This window comes from Candidatus Pelagibacter sp. HIMB1611, from assembly GCF_052047715.1.
GTDB lineage: Bacteria > Pseudomonadota > Alphaproteobacteria > Pelagibacterales > Pelagibacteraceae > Pelagibacter.
The window spans coordinates 1058346-1074670 of the sequence record NZ_JBNAJM010000001.1; the positions used below are offsets into that span (position 1 = coordinate 1058346).

Below are 16325 nucleotides of genomic sequence, written 5' to 3' on the forward strand. Positions count from 1 at the left end.
TATTTTATGATAATTCTCTTTTTTTGTTTGCTTCTATATATGAATAATATGCTTCCTGCTTATCTACATTCCAATAGGTTAAATTTTCTAACAAAATTTTTTTTCCTGAAATAGCACATATAACATGATCACCAGGCTCTAATACATTAAAGTTATTTGGTAGATATTTTAATTTAGCTAATTTATTTTTCATTTCTAAGATATATAAATAGTTATATGAAAATTGCAATTTTAGGTAGTGGAGGAAGAGAACATGCTTTAGCTTTTTCAATATCTAAGTCAAAAAGAATTAAAAAAATTTATTGTATTCCTGGTAATGCAGGAACATCTAAGCTAGCTGAAAATATTTCATTAGATATTAATGACTTCAATAAAGTTTATGAATTTTTAAATAAAAATAATGTTGATCTTGTTGTTGTTGGTCCTGAAGATCCACTTGTAAATGGTATTGTAGACTATCTTGAAAAATTAAATATAAAAGTCTTTGGGCCCAACAAAGTTGCTTCTCAATTAGAGGGTTCAAAAATTTTCACAAAAAAACTATGTAAAAAATATAACATACCCACTGCAGAATTTGGTATTTTTAAAAGTGCTGAGGAATCTTATAATTATATTGATAGTGCAAAACACCCACTAGTAATTAAAGCAGATAATTTAGCAGCTGGAAAAGGTGTTTACATTTGTAGAGAAAAAAAAGAATCTTATTTAGCAGTAAAAGAGATATTTGAAGGAAAGTTTGGGAGTGCAAAGAATATTCTATTTGAAGAATTTTTAGAAGGTGAAGAAATGAGCTATTTTATAGTTAGTGATGGAAAAACATTCAAATATTTTGGATCAGCTCAAGATCATAAAAGAGTCGGAGAAGGAGACAAAGGTAAAAATACTGGGGGTATGGGTGCATACTCACCATCAAGATTATTTAATAAAGAATTAGAGCAAAAAATTTTAGAAAAAATAATAAAACCAACATTAAAAGGTATAAATGATTTAGGAACAAAATATAGAGGTTTTCTATATGCTGGATTGATGATTGTTAAGAATGAACCATTTTTAATTGAATACAATGTAAGAATGGGTGACCCTGAGTGTCAAACAATTATGCCAACTTTAGACACTGATATCATTAAAATTTTTCAATCATGTATTGATGAAAAACTTGATGAAATAGAAATAAAATGGATAAATAAAAAAAGTTTGTGTGTCGTATTATGCTCAAATGGTTACCCAGACAAATATGAAAAAAATATAATTATAAATAATTTTGAGAAATTAAATTTAAATGAAAATAATTATATATTTCATGCAGGAACAGAAATACAGGATAATAAAATTTATGCTGTTGGAGGAAGAGTATTAAATTTCATATCACTTTCAGACACATACAGTGAAGCCAAAAAAAATATCCATGAAAACTTAAAAAAATTGAATTGGGAAAAAGGTTTTTTTAGAAAAGATATCGGGTACAAAGTCATTAATAAATGAGAATTATTGGTGGTAATTTCAAAGGTAAAAAAATTCTTGAACCTAAAGATAAAGAAACAAGACCTTTAAAAGATTTAACAAAAGAGTCTATTTTTAATATTATTAATCATTCAAATAAATTTTCTATAAACCTTGAAAAATCTGATGTCTTAGATTTATTTTCTGGAACAGGATCTTTTGGTTTAGAATGTCTATCAAGAAAAGCAAAACATGTGAGTTTTGTAGAAAATTACAAAGGAATATTACCAATCTTAAAAAATAATTTAACAAATTTAAAGATGATCAATAATTATTCAATTATTGAGAAGAATATTTTTATCGATACTGATTTTTTAGAAAAAAAAGAAAAATTTGATATTATTTTTTTAGATCCTCCATACAAAGAAAAAGAAATTAATACTATATTAAATAATCTTTCTAAATTCAAAACTCTCAAACCAGATGGAATAATAATTATTCATAGACATAAAAAAGGAGAGGATAATTTTCCAGACAAATTTAAGATTATTGAAGAAAAAAAATATGGGATTTCTAAAATAATATTTGGAAAATTTATTTAAGATAAAATTTTCTTTGTTTCAGTTTTAATTAACTCTACAGCTGGTTGATCAAAAGGATTAATATTAAGAGCTCTTCCCAACAAGATTGTTTCTAAAATAAAGAAAGTAAAAAGTTCACCTAAAGTTTTTTCATCTCTTTTCAAAATCTCAAAACTCCTGAAGGGTATTTTCTTATTTTTAAAAACATTCTCTGTAGCTAGTTTTTGAGCATAAATAATATGATCAATATCTTTATTTTTTAAATAACTTTGCATTTGTAAAATTTGATTATTGTTTATTTTCAGAGAATTTTTTTCTTTTACATAAAAAAAAGTAAAAAAATTATTCTTAAAACCATCTAAATATAATTGCATAACACTATGATTATCTTTTGGCATATTTGAAACAATAGGAAGAATACCAATACCTTTTTTGCCTAAACTTTCAGCTACCAATTGTTGATACCAATTGAACAAATTTGTTGATTTTTCATCATAATTTATGATTACTGAATTAAATTTTTTTCTTTTTGCGAGGAATAAAATTTGGTCAACGTTATTTACTAAAGAATTAAAATAATTTTTATTTTTTATCAAATTGTTAAGTTGTTTAAATTTATTTGAATCTAGACCCATCAATTCTGCTGGCAACATTCCTACTTCTGATAAAACAGAGTATCTTCCACCTATGAAATTATTGTGATGAACTATTTCTGATTTAAATTTTTCAGCTAAAATATGAAGATAATTTTTTTTATTTTCGGTAATGAAAATATTTTCACTTTTTTTTTTGACAAAGATATTTGTGTTAACAATAGTTTCAGTGGTATTGCCAGACTTTGATATTACTAAATTTAAATATTTTTTTTTTATATTTTTTTTCGTATGTGATTTTAAATTATCTAAAAATTCAAATTTTTTTTTTATTTTATGTCCTAGAAAATCATAAATTGCTTGAGTTCCTAGTGAAGATCCTCCCATCCCAATAACTCTATAATTAATATACCTTTTAAATTTAGAAATTGTCTTTTTATTAAAATTATTTTTGTATTCTTTTTTTAACGATCTGATTATAAAATTATCTTCTTTAAGAAGGATTGTTAATTTTTTTTTTAAGTTTCTGTTTAACTTTTTTTCCTTAAAAAGCTTTAGTTTGATATTTTTTGTGAGCATTAATTATTTTTTATTTTGCCCAAAATAGATCCTTCTAGATCAATATCTGATACTTCCTGTTCGGTATTCGCACTACTATCTGTAATTAGACTTTTAATTTTATTCTCTTCTTTTTGTTTGGTATCTTTATTTTGATTAGGAATAGGAAGCTCGTTGAATTCTGGTGGCATCGCCAGAGGTGATTTTTTCTCTACCAAAAACTCGTCACTACTATTTTTTTTGGGATTTTTAAAACCTTCTTTAACTGTATTACATCCTGATAAAATAGTTGATATTAACCCTAAAATAAAAATTAACTTAAATTTTTTCATTATTTGTTTTTGTAGGTTTATTTATAATTTCAATTAATATCATTAAAATTATACCTAAGGTTATAAATATATCTGATACATTAAAAATAAACCAATGAAAATTTCCTACGTGAAAATCTATAAAATCTGGTACAGCTTTGTAAATTAATCTGTCAAAAAAATTTCCTAAAGCGCCACCCAGCACCAATAACAGTGCAAATTTTCTTAAAGGATCACTTTTCCTTATCATTAAAATAATAAAAATAATTACTAAAAATATCAGAAAAGTTAGTAAATTATATAAATAATCTTCATTAAATGAAAATAATCCAAAAGCTATTCCTTCATTCCAAATTAGATTAATATTCAAAAATTTTGATGAGTATATTTCAGAATTAAAATTTAGTTTATCCTGATGAATCACAAATAGTTTTGATATTCTGTCTAAAAAAAAAATAATTAAAATTAAAATCGTTTCTAAATAATAATTTTTAAATATTTTATTTAAAGGCATTAAGAGTTTTGAGGACAATTAGATCTGGCACATCCTTTTTCGTTTATTTTCCAACACATCGAACATTTTGTTCCTTTTGCTTTTTCAGTAAGAACATTTGTGTCAATGTTATTTTCATAGACAACTTCAGCTTTGGAAGTAATACAAAGCTCTGAAAAATCTATATCCTTTGTAATATTTTCTAAATTTTGATCCAAATGAATTTTAATTTCAGCTTCTAAACTCGATCCTATTACTTTGTCTGCTCTTTTTTCTTCTATACTTACATTGCATAAATTTCTGATTTTAATTAACTCAATCCATTTCTGATTTAATTTTTCATTATGAAAGTTTTTTGGAAAATTTAAAAAGTTTTCTAAATGAATACTTTTCTGGTTTTTAAATAATAATTGATAAGCTTCCTCAGTTGTAAAAGACAAAATTGGAGCAAACCATCTAAGCAGAGAGTTTAAAATTATATTCAACAATAAAATAGTTGATTTTCGCTTAGGGTTATCTAAAGAGTCACAGTATAAAGTGTCTTTTCTTATATCAAAATAAAAAGCTGACAAATCTACAGTACAAAAATTTAATAATTCTTTATACAAATTATGAAAATCATAATTCTCAAAATATTTTTTGAAATTATTGTTTAAAGAATACAATTTGTGTAGCATGTACTGCTCTAGATCAGGTAATTTATTTAATTCTATTTTTTCAAGATTAATTATCTCAAAATGATCATTTAGATTTCCTAATAAATATCTAAATGTATTTCTAATCTTCCTATAAGAGTCTGCGTGTTGATCTAAGATTGAATAATCTATTCTTAAATCTTCTGAATAATTTGATGATGCTACCCAAATTCTTAAAATATCTGCTCCATATTTTTTTAAAATATCTTCTGGAGCAATCACATTTCCTAATGATTTAGACATTTTTAAACCTTTTCCATCTACAACAAAACCATGGGATAAAATTGAATCAAAAGGAGCTCTACCTCTAGTTCCACATGATTCTAATAATGATGAATGAAACCACCCTCTATGTTGATCTGAGCCTTCTAAATACATTGATGCTGGCCATTTAAGATCGCTTCTTTTCTCTAATACAAATGAATGAGTTGACCCACTATCAAACCAAACCTCAACAATATCGCTTAATTTATCATAATCTTGGGCATTGTACTTATCACCTAAAAATCTTTGCGGATCATCTGAAAACCAGCAGTCAGATCCCTCTTTTTCGTAAATAGATGCAATATTTTCATTAACTTCATCATCAACTAAGATTTCTTTTGTTTTTTTATTAACAAAAATAGGTAGAGGTACTCCCCATACCCTTTGTCTAGAAACACACCAATCAGGTCTAGTTTCGATCATAGATTTTAATCTTTCTTTTCCCTTACTTGGATAAAATGTTGTATCATCTATAGCTTTTAAAGCTTTGTCTCTTAGTTTGTGACTTTCCATAGAAATAAACCACTGAGGTGTTGCTCTATGAACTAATGGTGCTTTTGATCTCCAAGAATGAGGATAAGAATGGACTAGTTCACCATTAGATAATAAATTTTTTTGCTCTTTAAGTTTTTCAATTACTATTGGATTGGCTTTAAAAATATGAATACCTTCAAATAAATTTACATTATCCGTATATTTCCCGTCACCATCAACTGTCTCTATTGCTTTAATTCCATTATTCAAACATAAATTAAAATCATCAGGCCCATGACTTGGCGCACAATGAACCACTCCTGTCCCCTGCTCTGTAGTCACAAATCTTGCTTCTAACATTGGGATTTCAGTTTCATAACCTAAATTAATAAAGGGATGATTACAAATAGTATCTTTAAACTCTTTTCCCTTAAAATTTTTAATCTCTTTATAATTTTTAATTCCACATTCTTTTATTACTGACTCAAGTAAAGCTTGTGCAACAACTATTTTTCTGTTTTGAAAATCTCCCTCATCATTAACTTGCAATAAAACATATTCTAAAGCCTCGTTATAAGCTAATGCTTTATTAGCAGGAATTGTCCATGGTGTTGTTGTCCAAATTATAATTTCACTTTTCTCTAATTCTTTAATTTTAGACGACCTTACTGAAAACGATGCATATATAGTATCTGACTTGTGGTCTTGGTATTCTACTTCTGCATCAGCAAGAGCAGTTTTTTCAACAGTTGACCATAAAACTGGTTTATATCCTCTGTATAAACTTCCTTCTTTAAGAAATTTACCAAGTTCTCTTACTATCTGAGCCTCTGCATCAAAACTCATTGTAGAATAATAATTTTCCCAATCACCAACTACACCCAATCTTTTGAATTGACCTTTGTGAATTTCAATCCATTTTTCAGCAAAAGATCTACACTCTTTTCTAAACTCAACTATAGGAACATCATTTTTATTTTTTTTATTTTTTTTATATTCCTCTTCTATTTTCCATTCGATTGGTAAACCATGACAATCCCATCCAGGTACATAAATTGAGTCTTTACCGTCCATTTGGTGAAATTTTACAATTATGTCTTTTAAAATTTTATTTAATGCTGTCCCCATGTGAATGTTGCCGTTTGCGTATGGAGGGCCGTCATGTAAGACAAATTTTTCTTTACCTTTGCTTGATTTTCTTAATTCATCATAAAGGTTTATTTTTTGCCAATAATTTAGAATTTCTGGTTCTCTAGTAGGCAGGTTCGCTTTCATTGAGAAAGCTGTTTTAGGTAGATTTATATCAGATTTGCTCATTTAGTTTTTTTTGCAATATTTAAATCAGATTTAATTTGTTTTCTGAGTTGATCAACATTCTTAAATTTTTTTTCTTTTCTAATAAACTTTAAAAACTGCACTGATAAAAGCTTATTATAAAGATTTCCAGAAAAATTAAACAAATGAACCTCAAGTAAGATTTTTTTTTGATTAAATGTGGGTCTATAGCCAAGATTTGCTATTCCACTCAATTTTTTTTGATTTTTTTTTCTTAATACCCTTACCGCATAAACTCCTGGCTGTGCTAAGACATAATCCTTAATATCTATATTGCATGTAGGAAAACCAATTTTTTTTCCAACCTGTCTTCCCTTTTGAACTATTCCATCAATGGTCCACTCTCTTCCTAAAAATTTATTAGCTCTATTTAAATCACCTTTTTCCAGTAAGTTTCTTATTATCGTTGAAGATACTATTTTTTTACTTTTTAAAAGTGGCTTTGGTTTAATAACTTTATAATTATAATTTTTCTCATTTTGTATAAGTAATTTAACATCACCTTCTCTTTTATTTCCAAATCTAAAATTATTACTTACAAATATAAATTTACAATTGAGTTTTTTATATAAAATTTCTTTTATGAATTTAATTGATTTTATTTTAGAAAAATTTTTATCAAACTTTTTTGTAATTATAAAATCTACTTTTAATTCTTTAAGTAATTCTAATTTTTGATTTACAGACGAAATTTTAAAATTCTTCAATGAATTGTTAAAATATATCTTGGGCATTGGATCAAAATTAATTACACCAATTTTTGAATTATATTTTTTTTTATATAATAGAGCTAATTTAAATAATTTTTGATGTCCTAAATGAAGACCATCAAAATTTCCAATTAATATAATTGAATTTTTATGATGATTATTAATATTGAAATTTTTATATAACTTTACCATTTTAATTGTGTTTGAGTAAAATTAACGATAGCTTCATACTCTTTTGATACTTCAGTAACTCCTTTGTTCTGTATTTCTTCTTTATGAATTCCATTACAAACCAACAAGGAATGGTAATTTAATAAGTTAGCACCCTTTATATCTGTATTTAAATTATCACCAATTGCCAAAACTTTCTTACCAATATTGTCTATAGACTGATTATAAACCTCAGCATGAGGTTTACCAAAATAAATTACTTCTCCACCCATTTTTTCAAAAACCATAGCAACTGAACCTGCGCACAATTCTCTAATATTTCCTCGATCAACAATTAAATCAGGGTTGGTACAAATCATTTTTTTTGTTGTGTGTTTTTCAAATAGGTTTTTGTAATAACTTAAATCATCTTCATGGTCATCGAATAAACCTGTGCAAAGTAAATATTCACTCTCATTTAGTTCGGTTGATTTATTATTTTTAAATTCATTGAATAAATCAAAATCTCTAGGGGGACCTATATGAAAAAAATTCTTTGATTTGAAAGATGTTTTTAAAAAATTTAAAGCTGCTTCACCCGAGGTATAAACATGCTCCCTCAAATCTTCACTCATACCCATTTTTTCTAAAAATTTATTTACTGTAGTATTCGGTCTAGGAGCATTGGTTAAAAGAACAAAACTTTTATTTTTTTTCTTTAGTTCATTTAGAGTTACTATTGCTGAGTTATGTAATTTGACACCATTATGAATGACCCCCCATAAATCTATGTAAAAAAGGTCATAATTATCAGCAATTGACTGAAGGCCATCTAAGTCTAAATTTTTGGTCATTATTTTACCTATAAACCATAATATTTAGATTTTCCTAGCATAATTACTCTGAAAAGATTCTCTCATCTTGAAATAGGCTATGAAATATCTATATGAGGCTCATATTTATATAGAATTATAAAGGAGATTTATGAAGTTTAAACCGTTACATGACAGAGTATTAATCGAAGTTTTAGACAGTAGTGAAAAAACTGCTGGTGGAATAATTATACCAGATACAGCTCAAGAAAAACCTCAAGAGGGAAAAGTTGTTGCTGTTGGTGGAGGAGCTAAAACAGAAGATGGAAAAACAATTCCAATGGATGTTAAAGTTGGAGATAAAGTTTTATTTGGCAAATGGTCAGGAACTGAAGTCAAAATAGATGGCAAAGAATATAGCATAATGAAAGAGTCTGACATTATGGGTATTTCAAGTAAGTAATTTAATTTAAAGGAGAAAACAAAATGGCAAAAGTTGTTAAATTTGATGCTGAGGCAAGAGCAGCTATGATTAGAGGAGTAAATATCTTAGCTGATACTGTTAAGGTAACTTTGGGTCCTAAAGGAAGAAACGTGGTTATGGATAAATCTTATGGTGCACCTAGAATTACTAAAGATGGTGTTTCTGTTGCTAAAGAAATTGATCTTGAGGATAAGTTTGAAAACATGGGTGCGCAGATGGTTAAAGAAGTTGCTAGCAAAACAAATGATGAAGCTGGTGATGGTACAACAACAGCAACTATACTTGCACAAGCAATTGTTAGAGAAGGTGTAAAATATGTAACTGCTGGCATGAATCCTATGGATGTTAAAAGAGGAATTGATGCAGCGGTTGAAGTTGTAAAAGAAAACTTAGTAGCATCTGCTAAAAAAGTTAAAGACAGTGATGAAATTGCTCAAGTTGGAACTATTTCTGCAAATGGTGATAAAGAAATTGGAACAATGATTGCAAAAGCAATGCAAAAAGTTGGAAACGAAGGTGTTATCACAGTGGAGGAAAATAAAGGTATCGAAACTGAACTAGATGTTGTTGAAGGTATGCAGTTCGACAGAGGTTATTTGTCACCATATTTTATTACTAACAGTGATAAAATGACTACTGAGTTAGATAATCCATTCATTCTTTTACATGAAAAAAAATTAACAAACCTACAACCAATGGTTCCTCTATTAGAAGCTGTTGTTCAAGCAGGTAGACCATTAATGATTATTTCTGAAGATGTTGAAGGAGAAGCTTTAGCAACTTTAGTGGTAAACAAGTTAAGAGGTGGTCTAAAAGTAGTTGCGGTAAAAGCACCTGGTTTTGGTGATAGAAGAAAAGCAATGCTTGAAGATATTGCTATCTTAACTGGAGGTCAGGTTATTTCTGAAGATTTAGGAATTAAACTTGAGAATGTTAAACTTGATGATCTAGGTTCATGTAAGAAAGTTAAAGTAGATAAAGATAACAGTACCATTGTTAATGGAAGTGGTAAAAAATCTGATATCGAAGGAAGATGTGCTTCAATTAAACAACAAATTGATGAAACAACTTCTGACTATGACAGAGAGAAACTTCAGGAAAGACTTGCAAAACTAGCTGGTGGAGTTGCTGTAATCAAAGTTGGTGGTGCAACTGAAGTTGAAGTTAAAGAAAGAAAAGATAGAGTTGAAGATGCTTTGAACGCAACAAGAGCCGCAGTTGAAGAAGGTATTGTAACTGGTGGTGGTTGTGCATTACTTTATGCTGCTCAAGACCTTAATAAGGTTAAAGCAAAAGGTGATGATCAAAAAGCTGGTGTAGAGCTTGTTAGAAAAGCACTTGAAGCTCCAATCAGACAAATTACTAAAAATGCTGGTGTAGATGGTTCAGTAGTTGTTGGTAAATTGTTAGAGCAAAATAAAAAAACACATGGATATGATGCACAAAGCGAAGAATATTGCGATATGTTCGCTAAAGGAATTATAGATCCTGTTAAAGTTGTAAGAACTGCTCTACAAGATGCTGCTTCAATATCTGGATTATTAGTAACTACAGAAGCGATGATTGCTGACAAACCTGAGGAAAAAGATGCTGCTGGTGGCGGAATGCCTGGTGGTATGCCTGGTGGTATGGGCGGCATGGGAGGAATGGGTGGAATGGGAATGTAATCCCACTGCTCTAAAACTAGAATTTAAAAGGCCATCACATGATGGCCTTTTTTTTATGCAAATTTAAATTATGTCAAAAAGATACAGTGGAAAGTCATTTAAAGATTCGAGTATAAAAAAGAAACCCAAATTAAGTTTTAAAGAAAAAAGAAAACTTAAAAAAGATAAACAAAAAAAGCCTAATTAATCAGAAGTTATTTAAATTAATCAAGCCAGTCATGAGTTTTTTTAAGTTTTAATATCAAATTAAATATGTATAAGAGCCACAATTTATGAGCAACAATATAAGAAACATCACAATTATAGCCCATGTCGACCATGGTAAAACTACTTTGATTGATAATTTAATGAAACAAAGTGGATCATTTAGAGAAAATGAAGTTGTTGATGAAAGATTAATGGACTCTGGGGAACTAGAAAAAGAAAGAGGAATTACAATTCTTGCAAAACCTGCATCTATTAATTGGAATGATTCAAGAATAAATATTATTGATACGCCTGGCCACAGAGATTTTGCAGCAGAAGTTGAAAGAGTTTTGAGCATGGCTGATGGAGCTCTTTTATTAATTGACTCTGCGGAAGGAGTGATGCCTCAAACAAAATTTGTTTTATCGAAAGCATTAAAACAAGGTTTAAAACCAATTGTAGTTATTAATAAATTAGATAAAGCAGATCAAAGAGCTAATGAGGTCTTAGATGAAACTTTTGATTTATTTGTAAGTTTAGATGCAAATGAAGAACAATTAGATTTTCCTGTTTTATATGCGAGTGGAAGATCTGGATGGGCAGATCATGAGGTAGATGGACCAAGAAAAAATTTAAATCCTTTATTAGACTTAATAGTGGAGCACGTTAAACCGGCCGAATTAGATAAAACCAAACCTTTTGCAATGTTATCAACATTGCTTTATTCAGACAGTTTTTTAGGTAGAAGTCTAGTAGGTAGAATCACACAAGGGACAGCAAAAGCAAACCAACCAATCAAAGCTATTAATTTAAATGGTGAAAAAGTTGATGAAGGAAAATTAACAAAGATTTTTAGATATGAAGGAACTAAAAAAGTTCCAATTGATGTTGGAGAAGCAGGAGATATTGTCGTTGTAGCAGGATTAGAAAAAGCAAATGTTGCTGATACAATTTGTAATTTAGAAGTTAATGATCCTATACCAGCGACTCCGATTGATCCTCCAACAATGTCGATTACAATAACTGTTAATACTTCTCCATTAGCAGGTACAGAAGGTAAAAAACTTACAAGTACTCAAATTAGAGAAAGATTAGTTCAAGAAGCACAGAACAATGTAGGAATTACTTTTTCAGAAAATGATGGAAAAGATTCATTCGTTGTAAGTGGACGAGGTGAATTAATGTTGGAAATACTTCTTACTCAAATGAGAAGAGAAGGTTTTGAAATGACAGTAAGTCCACCAAAAGTTTTATATAAAACTGATAATCAAGGAAACAAACTTGAACCAATTGAAGAAATTACTATGGATTTAGATGAAGAACATTCTTCAAAAGTAATCGACTCAATGAATAGAAGAAAAGGTAAATTAATTGAACTAAAAGATACCGGTACAAATAAGAAAAGATTGATATTTCATGCACCTACAAGAGGTTTGATGGGATACACAAGTAGATTTCTAACTCTTACTAAAGGGGAAGGTGTAATTAATAGAATTTTCCATGACTACGGTCCTTTTGAAGGTGAAATGGAAGGTAGAAGAAATGGTGCATTAATTGCAATGGAACAAGGAAAAGCAGTAGCTTTTGCAATCTTTAACCTTCAAGCGAGAGGAGAAATGTTTGTTACTCATAATGATCCTGTTTATCCAGGTATGATTGTTGGATTATCGCCAAAACCAGGTGACATGATTATAAATGTCATGAAAGGAAAAAAATTAACAAATATGAGAACACAAGGAACAGACGAAAACGTCGTTCTTACACCTGTTAGAAAAATGTCAATAGCTGAACAACTAAGTATGCTTAACAGTGATGAAGCATTAGAGATTACACCTGAATCTTGCAGATTGAGAAAAGCAATTCTTGATCCTCATGAAAGAAAAAGAAGTGAGAAAACTAGCGCAGCTGCTTAGTTAAATACTTTTCCAACTAAAAATAATCCTAAAGCTACACAAGGGCCAATTCCAAAAGCAAATATAAGTGTGCCCACTCCAACGGTCCCACCTAAATACCAACCAATAATTACAACAGTAATTTCTAAAAAAGCTCTTACCAAGGCTATAGGAAAATTTGTTGTTTTTGTTAGTCCTGTCATTAAACCATCTCGTGGACCTGGACCAAGATTAGCTACTAAATAAATACCACTACCAAGTCCTACTAAAATTACTGAAAGAACTGCTAATAAGTATTTTGTAAAAAGAGATGAAGGTGGTTGAAAATAATTTAGAGTAAAATCAATCATGGCAGCAATCACGATGATATTAAATATTGTCCCGAGACCTGGTTTTTGTTTTAAAAAAATCCATAAAAAAAGTACTCCTACACTTACAAAAAAAGTTGCTGCTCCAATGGATAAACTGGAGTTGAGTGAAATTCCTTCAGCTAATACTGACCAGGGTGAGTTTCCAGTTGTTGATAAAATTAACAAACCTTCTCCCAAACCAAAAATTGTTAAACCAAAAATTAAAAAAAATGATGTTGAAAATTTTGGCTTGAAGTTCAAACTTTCGTTTGAGCTCCAATTTACTTTTGGAATATTTTTTATAGATAGGAACATTAAATATTGATACTTTTAGATTAATTTTTATTTATATTATTATCATGAAAAAATTTTACACTATTATTATATTTTTTTTATTTATTTGTAACTCAAACGCACATGTTGGTCATTATAATAACTTCAAAAAAATTGAACTTGAAATCTTAAGAAATAATGAAGTTATAGGATATAATAATTATTCTTTTTCTAGAAAAGACAATGAAACGACTGTAAATAATAAATATAAATTTACAGTAAAACTACTTGGAACAACTATTTTTGAAGTAGAAGGTTTTGGAGAAGAGAAATATTTAGGAGATAATTTAATTTCCTTTAAATCTAAAACACGTCAGAATAAAAAAGAAAAATTTGTAAATTTAATATTAAATAATCAAACTAATAAATTTGATATTCAAGGATCTTCTTTTTCTGGTGAAGCTTCTTTGAAAAATACAATTGGAAATTGGTGGAGCCATAAATTGTTACAGGCAGAGAGCCAAATTAGCCCTATTTCTGGAAGTATAAAAGAACAACTGGTTACATTTATCGGTAAAGAAAAAATCACAATCAATGGGAAGGAATTTGATACCGATCATTTTAAACTCACTTCTAAAGACATGACACTTCCAGAGGATAAAAGATTAAATTTTGATATATGGCTTGACAAAAAAACTTCAGTGATAGTTAAAGTTACCTATGAAAGAATGGGAAGTTGGGAGTATAGAATTAAAAATATTGAGTAATTTTATCTGTTTATTTTCCTAAAAAGGTCATTAGCACTTATCCATCCTGCTTCTAGCCTAGGTCCAACAAACCAATCAGCACATACTCCTAAATTAATTTTTGAATTCCAATAACTTTTAATTTTTAAAGGTTTTGAATTTGATGAATACATCCATCCATGATTTAAAGAAAAAAGGATGTTGCTTTTTTTAATACCAGTAAGATTAAAAAATTTATTAATTAATATTTTTGAATTCAAGTCTTTATTTTCTTTATTTTTCAAAATTTTTTTATTTGCCCACATTGCCGTACTTTGAAGTGTCCAAAATTCATAAATACTTTTAAATCTTAACTTACTATTTTCTCTGGCAGCCCAACCTAAAATTTGATCATCAAATAAAAAACTACTTATATTTTTTTTTGTTTTTTTCATTTTTATCATGACTGTAATATTTGCATCCATTTTTAATTTTTTTTTAATAAATGAATGATTAATAAATTTTTTTGCTAATTTAAGTAATTGAGGATGTGGGCACGTTAAAATAAGATTATCATAAAATTTATTTTCACCATCAGCAAAGGTAAGTTTCCATTTGTTTTTATTATAATCAATTTTTTTTAATTCTTTTTGAAAATTACAATTAATTTTTTTTAATAAATACTTACTAATATCGTTATTACCTTGTCTACCAATTATTTTTTGATGATTTTTATTTTCTTTTATTTTTTTATTTTGAAAAATATGCTGACCCTTCCAATTTTTTAATATTTTTTTTGCTATGAGTTTTGTTGTAAATTTTTTAAACTCAGTACTCTTAGGGGAAATATATTGAACGCCATGATCAAACCCCACTTTTTTATCTAACCTTTTAAATGATGATCTCCCACCAGGACCTCTTGCTTTATCATAGAGATCTACAGAATGTTTTTTATTTAATAAATTTGAAATTGTAGCACCAGATATTCCTGATCCAATTACACAGTAAGTGCTCATTTACCTGCAACTGTCATTCCCTCTATCATCATAGTTGGTGAGTTGATAGAATATTCAAAATCTAAATCACTAGCTAAAGTTATATTTTTGAACATATCTTTAAAATTTCCTGCAATTGTTATCTCATTTACTGGAAATTTAAATTCGCCATTTTCAATTAAGAAACCTGTTGCACCTACTGAATAATCTCCTGTAACCAAATTACTTCCATGGCCAATTGTTTCTGTTACATAAATGTGTTTTGAATTACTTTTTAATAAATCTTCGAAACTAATGTTCCCATTATCAAAATATAAATTTGTTGTACCACCAGATCTTCCATTTGATTTTAAGTTAAGTTTTTTTCCATTGTACGTATCGACTAGGTAATTTTTTAACATGCCGTTTTGTACAAGATTTAAAGTATCTGATTTTACTCCCTCTGAATCAAAAATTTGAGATCCAACACCTTTATTTATATCTGGTTTATCAATAACGTTTATTGTTTTTGTAAATATTTGTTCATTAATTTTATCTTTAAGAAAAGATGTTCCTCTAGAAATCGCAGATGATGATATGGCTCCAGCAAAAGCTCCTAGCATTCCTTTAGCTATCCTTTTGTCAAATATGATGCTTATTTTTTCACTTCCAATTTTATTTGGGCTTAATTTTTTTATGGTTTGTTCAGAAGCTTTTTGACCAAGTTCTTTTGCACCCTTAATGTCTGATAAATGACGTTTGCTTGTAAATTCATAGTCTCTTTCCATACTATTTTCATCTTTAGCAACAGTAACACAAGATGCACTAAATGAAGATGATTTGTATCCTTCACAAAATCCATCACTATTTGCTAAAATAAAGTTAGATTTATTTTCAGTAAAACTAGATTCTGTATTTATGATTTTTTCTTCTGAAGATGCAACGCTCTCAAGCTCTTTCAAATATTCAATTTTTTTTTCATTATCAACGTGTGTTTCATCATATAAATTTAAATTTTTAATTTCCTTAGCTAAAAGATCTTTATCTGGTAAAGAATTAAATTCATCTTCAGGAGTATTTTTGGTTGTTTCAAAACATTTTTCTATTAATGTTTTAATATTATCATCTAATAAGTTTGACGAAGAAATTGATGACCTTTTTTTTCCCAAATAAGTCTCTATGCTTATTGCTAATCCATCAGATCTATTAGACTCGTCTAAAGTATTATTTCTAAAATTTACAGTTTCAGAAATTGAATGACCTACTGTTACGCTTGATCCAGTTGCACCTAACTTTTTAGCTAAATCTAAGCAATATGATGCTTTTGATCTTAAATATTCTTGATCCTTAACCATAAT

General features: G+C 28.3%; 16 protein-coding genes. 6 read left to right on the plus strand and 10 right to left on the minus strand.

What is annotated here, in order from left to right; translation table 11 throughout:
* Positions 1–4: 4 nt before the first annotated feature.
* Entirely contained in the window at positions 5–193 is a 189-nt protein-coding gene (locus ACTTAS_RS05730; RefSeq protein ID WP_440678658.1) for a DUF2093 domain-containing protein, read from the minus strand.
* A gap of 23 nt (positions 194–216) precedes the next feature.
* On the opposite strand from ACTTAS_RS05730, the gene purD reads away from it, so the two are divergent.
* Complete coding sequence (purD, locus tag ACTTAS_RS05735; protein WP_440678659.1) at positions 217–1482, plus strand: phosphoribosylamine--glycine ligase; 1266 nt, start codon at positions 217–219, stop codon at positions 1480–1482.
* Positions 1479–2042, plus strand: a complete 564-nt coding sequence (gene rsmD / locus ACTTAS_RS05740; RefSeq protein ID WP_440678660.1) for a 16S rRNA (guanine(966)-N(2))-methyltransferase RsmD — start codon at positions 1479–1481, stop codon at positions 2040–2042. The genes purD and rsmD overlap by 4 nt, the downstream gene beginning before the upstream one ends.
* On the opposite strand, the gene ACTTAS_RS05745 is transcribed toward rsmD, so the two are convergent.
* From ACTTAS_RS05745 to ACTTAS_RS05770, 6 genes are read right to left on the minus strand one after another with little or no spacing between them, the layout of a single operon-like run.
* On the minus strand, positions 2039–3193 hold the full coding sequence (locus ACTTAS_RS05745) for a glucose-6-phosphate isomerase (RefSeq protein WP_440678661.1): 1155 nt from the start codon (positions 3191–3193) through the stop codon (positions 2039–2041). The genes rsmD and ACTTAS_RS05745 overlap by 4 nt on opposite strands.
* Positions 3193–3504, minus strand: a complete 312-nt coding sequence (locus tag ACTTAS_RS05750; protein ID WP_440678662.1) for a DUF3035 domain-containing protein — start codon at positions 3502–3504, stop codon at positions 3193–3195. The genes ACTTAS_RS05745 and ACTTAS_RS05750 overlap by 1 nt, the downstream gene beginning before the upstream one ends.
* Entirely contained in the window at positions 3491–3997 is a 507-nt protein-coding gene (lspA, locus tag ACTTAS_RS05755) for a signal peptidase II (RefSeq protein ID WP_440678663.1), read from the minus strand. The genes ACTTAS_RS05750 and lspA overlap by 14 nt, the downstream gene beginning before the upstream one ends.
* On the minus strand, positions 3997–6726 hold the full coding sequence (ileS, locus tag ACTTAS_RS05760; RefSeq protein WP_440678664.1) for an isoleucine--tRNA ligase: 2730 nt from the start codon (positions 6724–6726) through the stop codon (positions 3997–3999). The genes lspA and ileS overlap by 1 nt, the downstream gene beginning before the upstream one ends.
* Complete coding sequence (locus ACTTAS_RS05765) at positions 6723–7646, minus strand: bifunctional riboflavin kinase/FAD synthetase (protein WP_440678665.1); 924 nt, start codon at positions 7644–7646, stop codon at positions 6723–6725. The genes ileS and ACTTAS_RS05765 overlap by 4 nt, the downstream gene beginning before the upstream one ends.
* Positions 7640–8458 (minus strand): TIGR01459 family HAD-type hydrolase, encoded by an 819-nt coding sequence (locus ACTTAS_RS05770; protein WP_440678666.1) that lies wholly within the window; start codon positions 8456–8458, stop codon positions 7640–7642. Before ACTTAS_RS05770 ends, ACTTAS_RS05765 begins: the two co-directional genes overlap by 7 nt.
* A 130-nt stretch (positions 8459–8588) precedes the next feature.
* Between ACTTAS_RS05770 and groES the strand changes: the two genes are divergently transcribed.
* From groES to typA, 3 genes are all read left to right on the plus strand, one after another.
* Positions 8589–8879, plus strand: coding sequence for a co-chaperone GroES (groES, locus tag ACTTAS_RS05775; protein ID WP_075506443.1), 291 nt, complete (start codon positions 8589–8591; stop codon positions 8877–8879).
* 23 nt (positions 8880–8902) lie between these two features.
* Positions 8903–10567 carry a chaperonin GroEL gene (gene groL, locus ACTTAS_RS05780; protein WP_075506444.1) on the plus strand — a complete coding sequence of 555 codons (1665 nt, stop codon included), beginning with the start codon at positions 8903–8905 and terminating at the stop codon, positions 10565–10567.
* A gap of 272 nt (positions 10568–10839) precedes the next feature.
* Positions 10840–12666 (plus strand): translational GTPase TypA, encoded by a 1827-nt coding sequence (gene typA, locus ACTTAS_RS05785; RefSeq protein WP_440678667.1) that lies wholly within the window; start codon positions 10840–10842, stop codon positions 12664–12666.
* Here the strand turns inward: typA and yczE are convergent.
* The gene (gene yczE / locus ACTTAS_RS05790) at positions 12663–13310 is read right to left on the minus strand and encodes a membrane protein YczE (protein WP_440678668.1); all 648 of its coding nucleotides are present in this window, start codon (positions 13308–13310) and stop codon (positions 12663–12665) included. The genes typA and yczE overlap by 4 nt on opposite strands.
* Positions 13311–13354: 44 nt before the next feature.
* On the opposite strand from yczE, the gene ACTTAS_RS05795 reads away from it, so the two are divergent.
* A complete protein-coding gene (locus tag ACTTAS_RS05795; protein ID WP_440678669.1) occupies positions 13355–14035 on the plus strand; it encodes a DUF6134 family protein in 681 nt (226 codons plus the stop codon).
* Between the two features lie 2 nt (positions 14036–14037).
* Here ACTTAS_RS05795 and ACTTAS_RS05800 read toward each other — a convergent pair whose 3' ends face one another.
* Together ACTTAS_RS05800 and ACTTAS_RS05805 are read right to left on the minus strand one after the other, a co-directional pair.
* On the minus strand, positions 14038–15009 hold the full coding sequence (locus ACTTAS_RS05800; RefSeq protein ID WP_440678670.1) for an NAD(P)-binding protein: 972 nt from the start codon (positions 15007–15009) through the stop codon (positions 14038–14040).
* A complete protein-coding gene (locus tag ACTTAS_RS05805) occupies positions 15006–16322 on the minus strand; it encodes a TldD/PmbA family protein (protein ID WP_440678671.1) in 1317 nt (438 codons plus the stop codon). Before ACTTAS_RS05805 ends, ACTTAS_RS05800 begins: the two co-directional genes overlap by 4 nt.
* Positions 16323–16325: the final 3 nt, after the last annotated feature.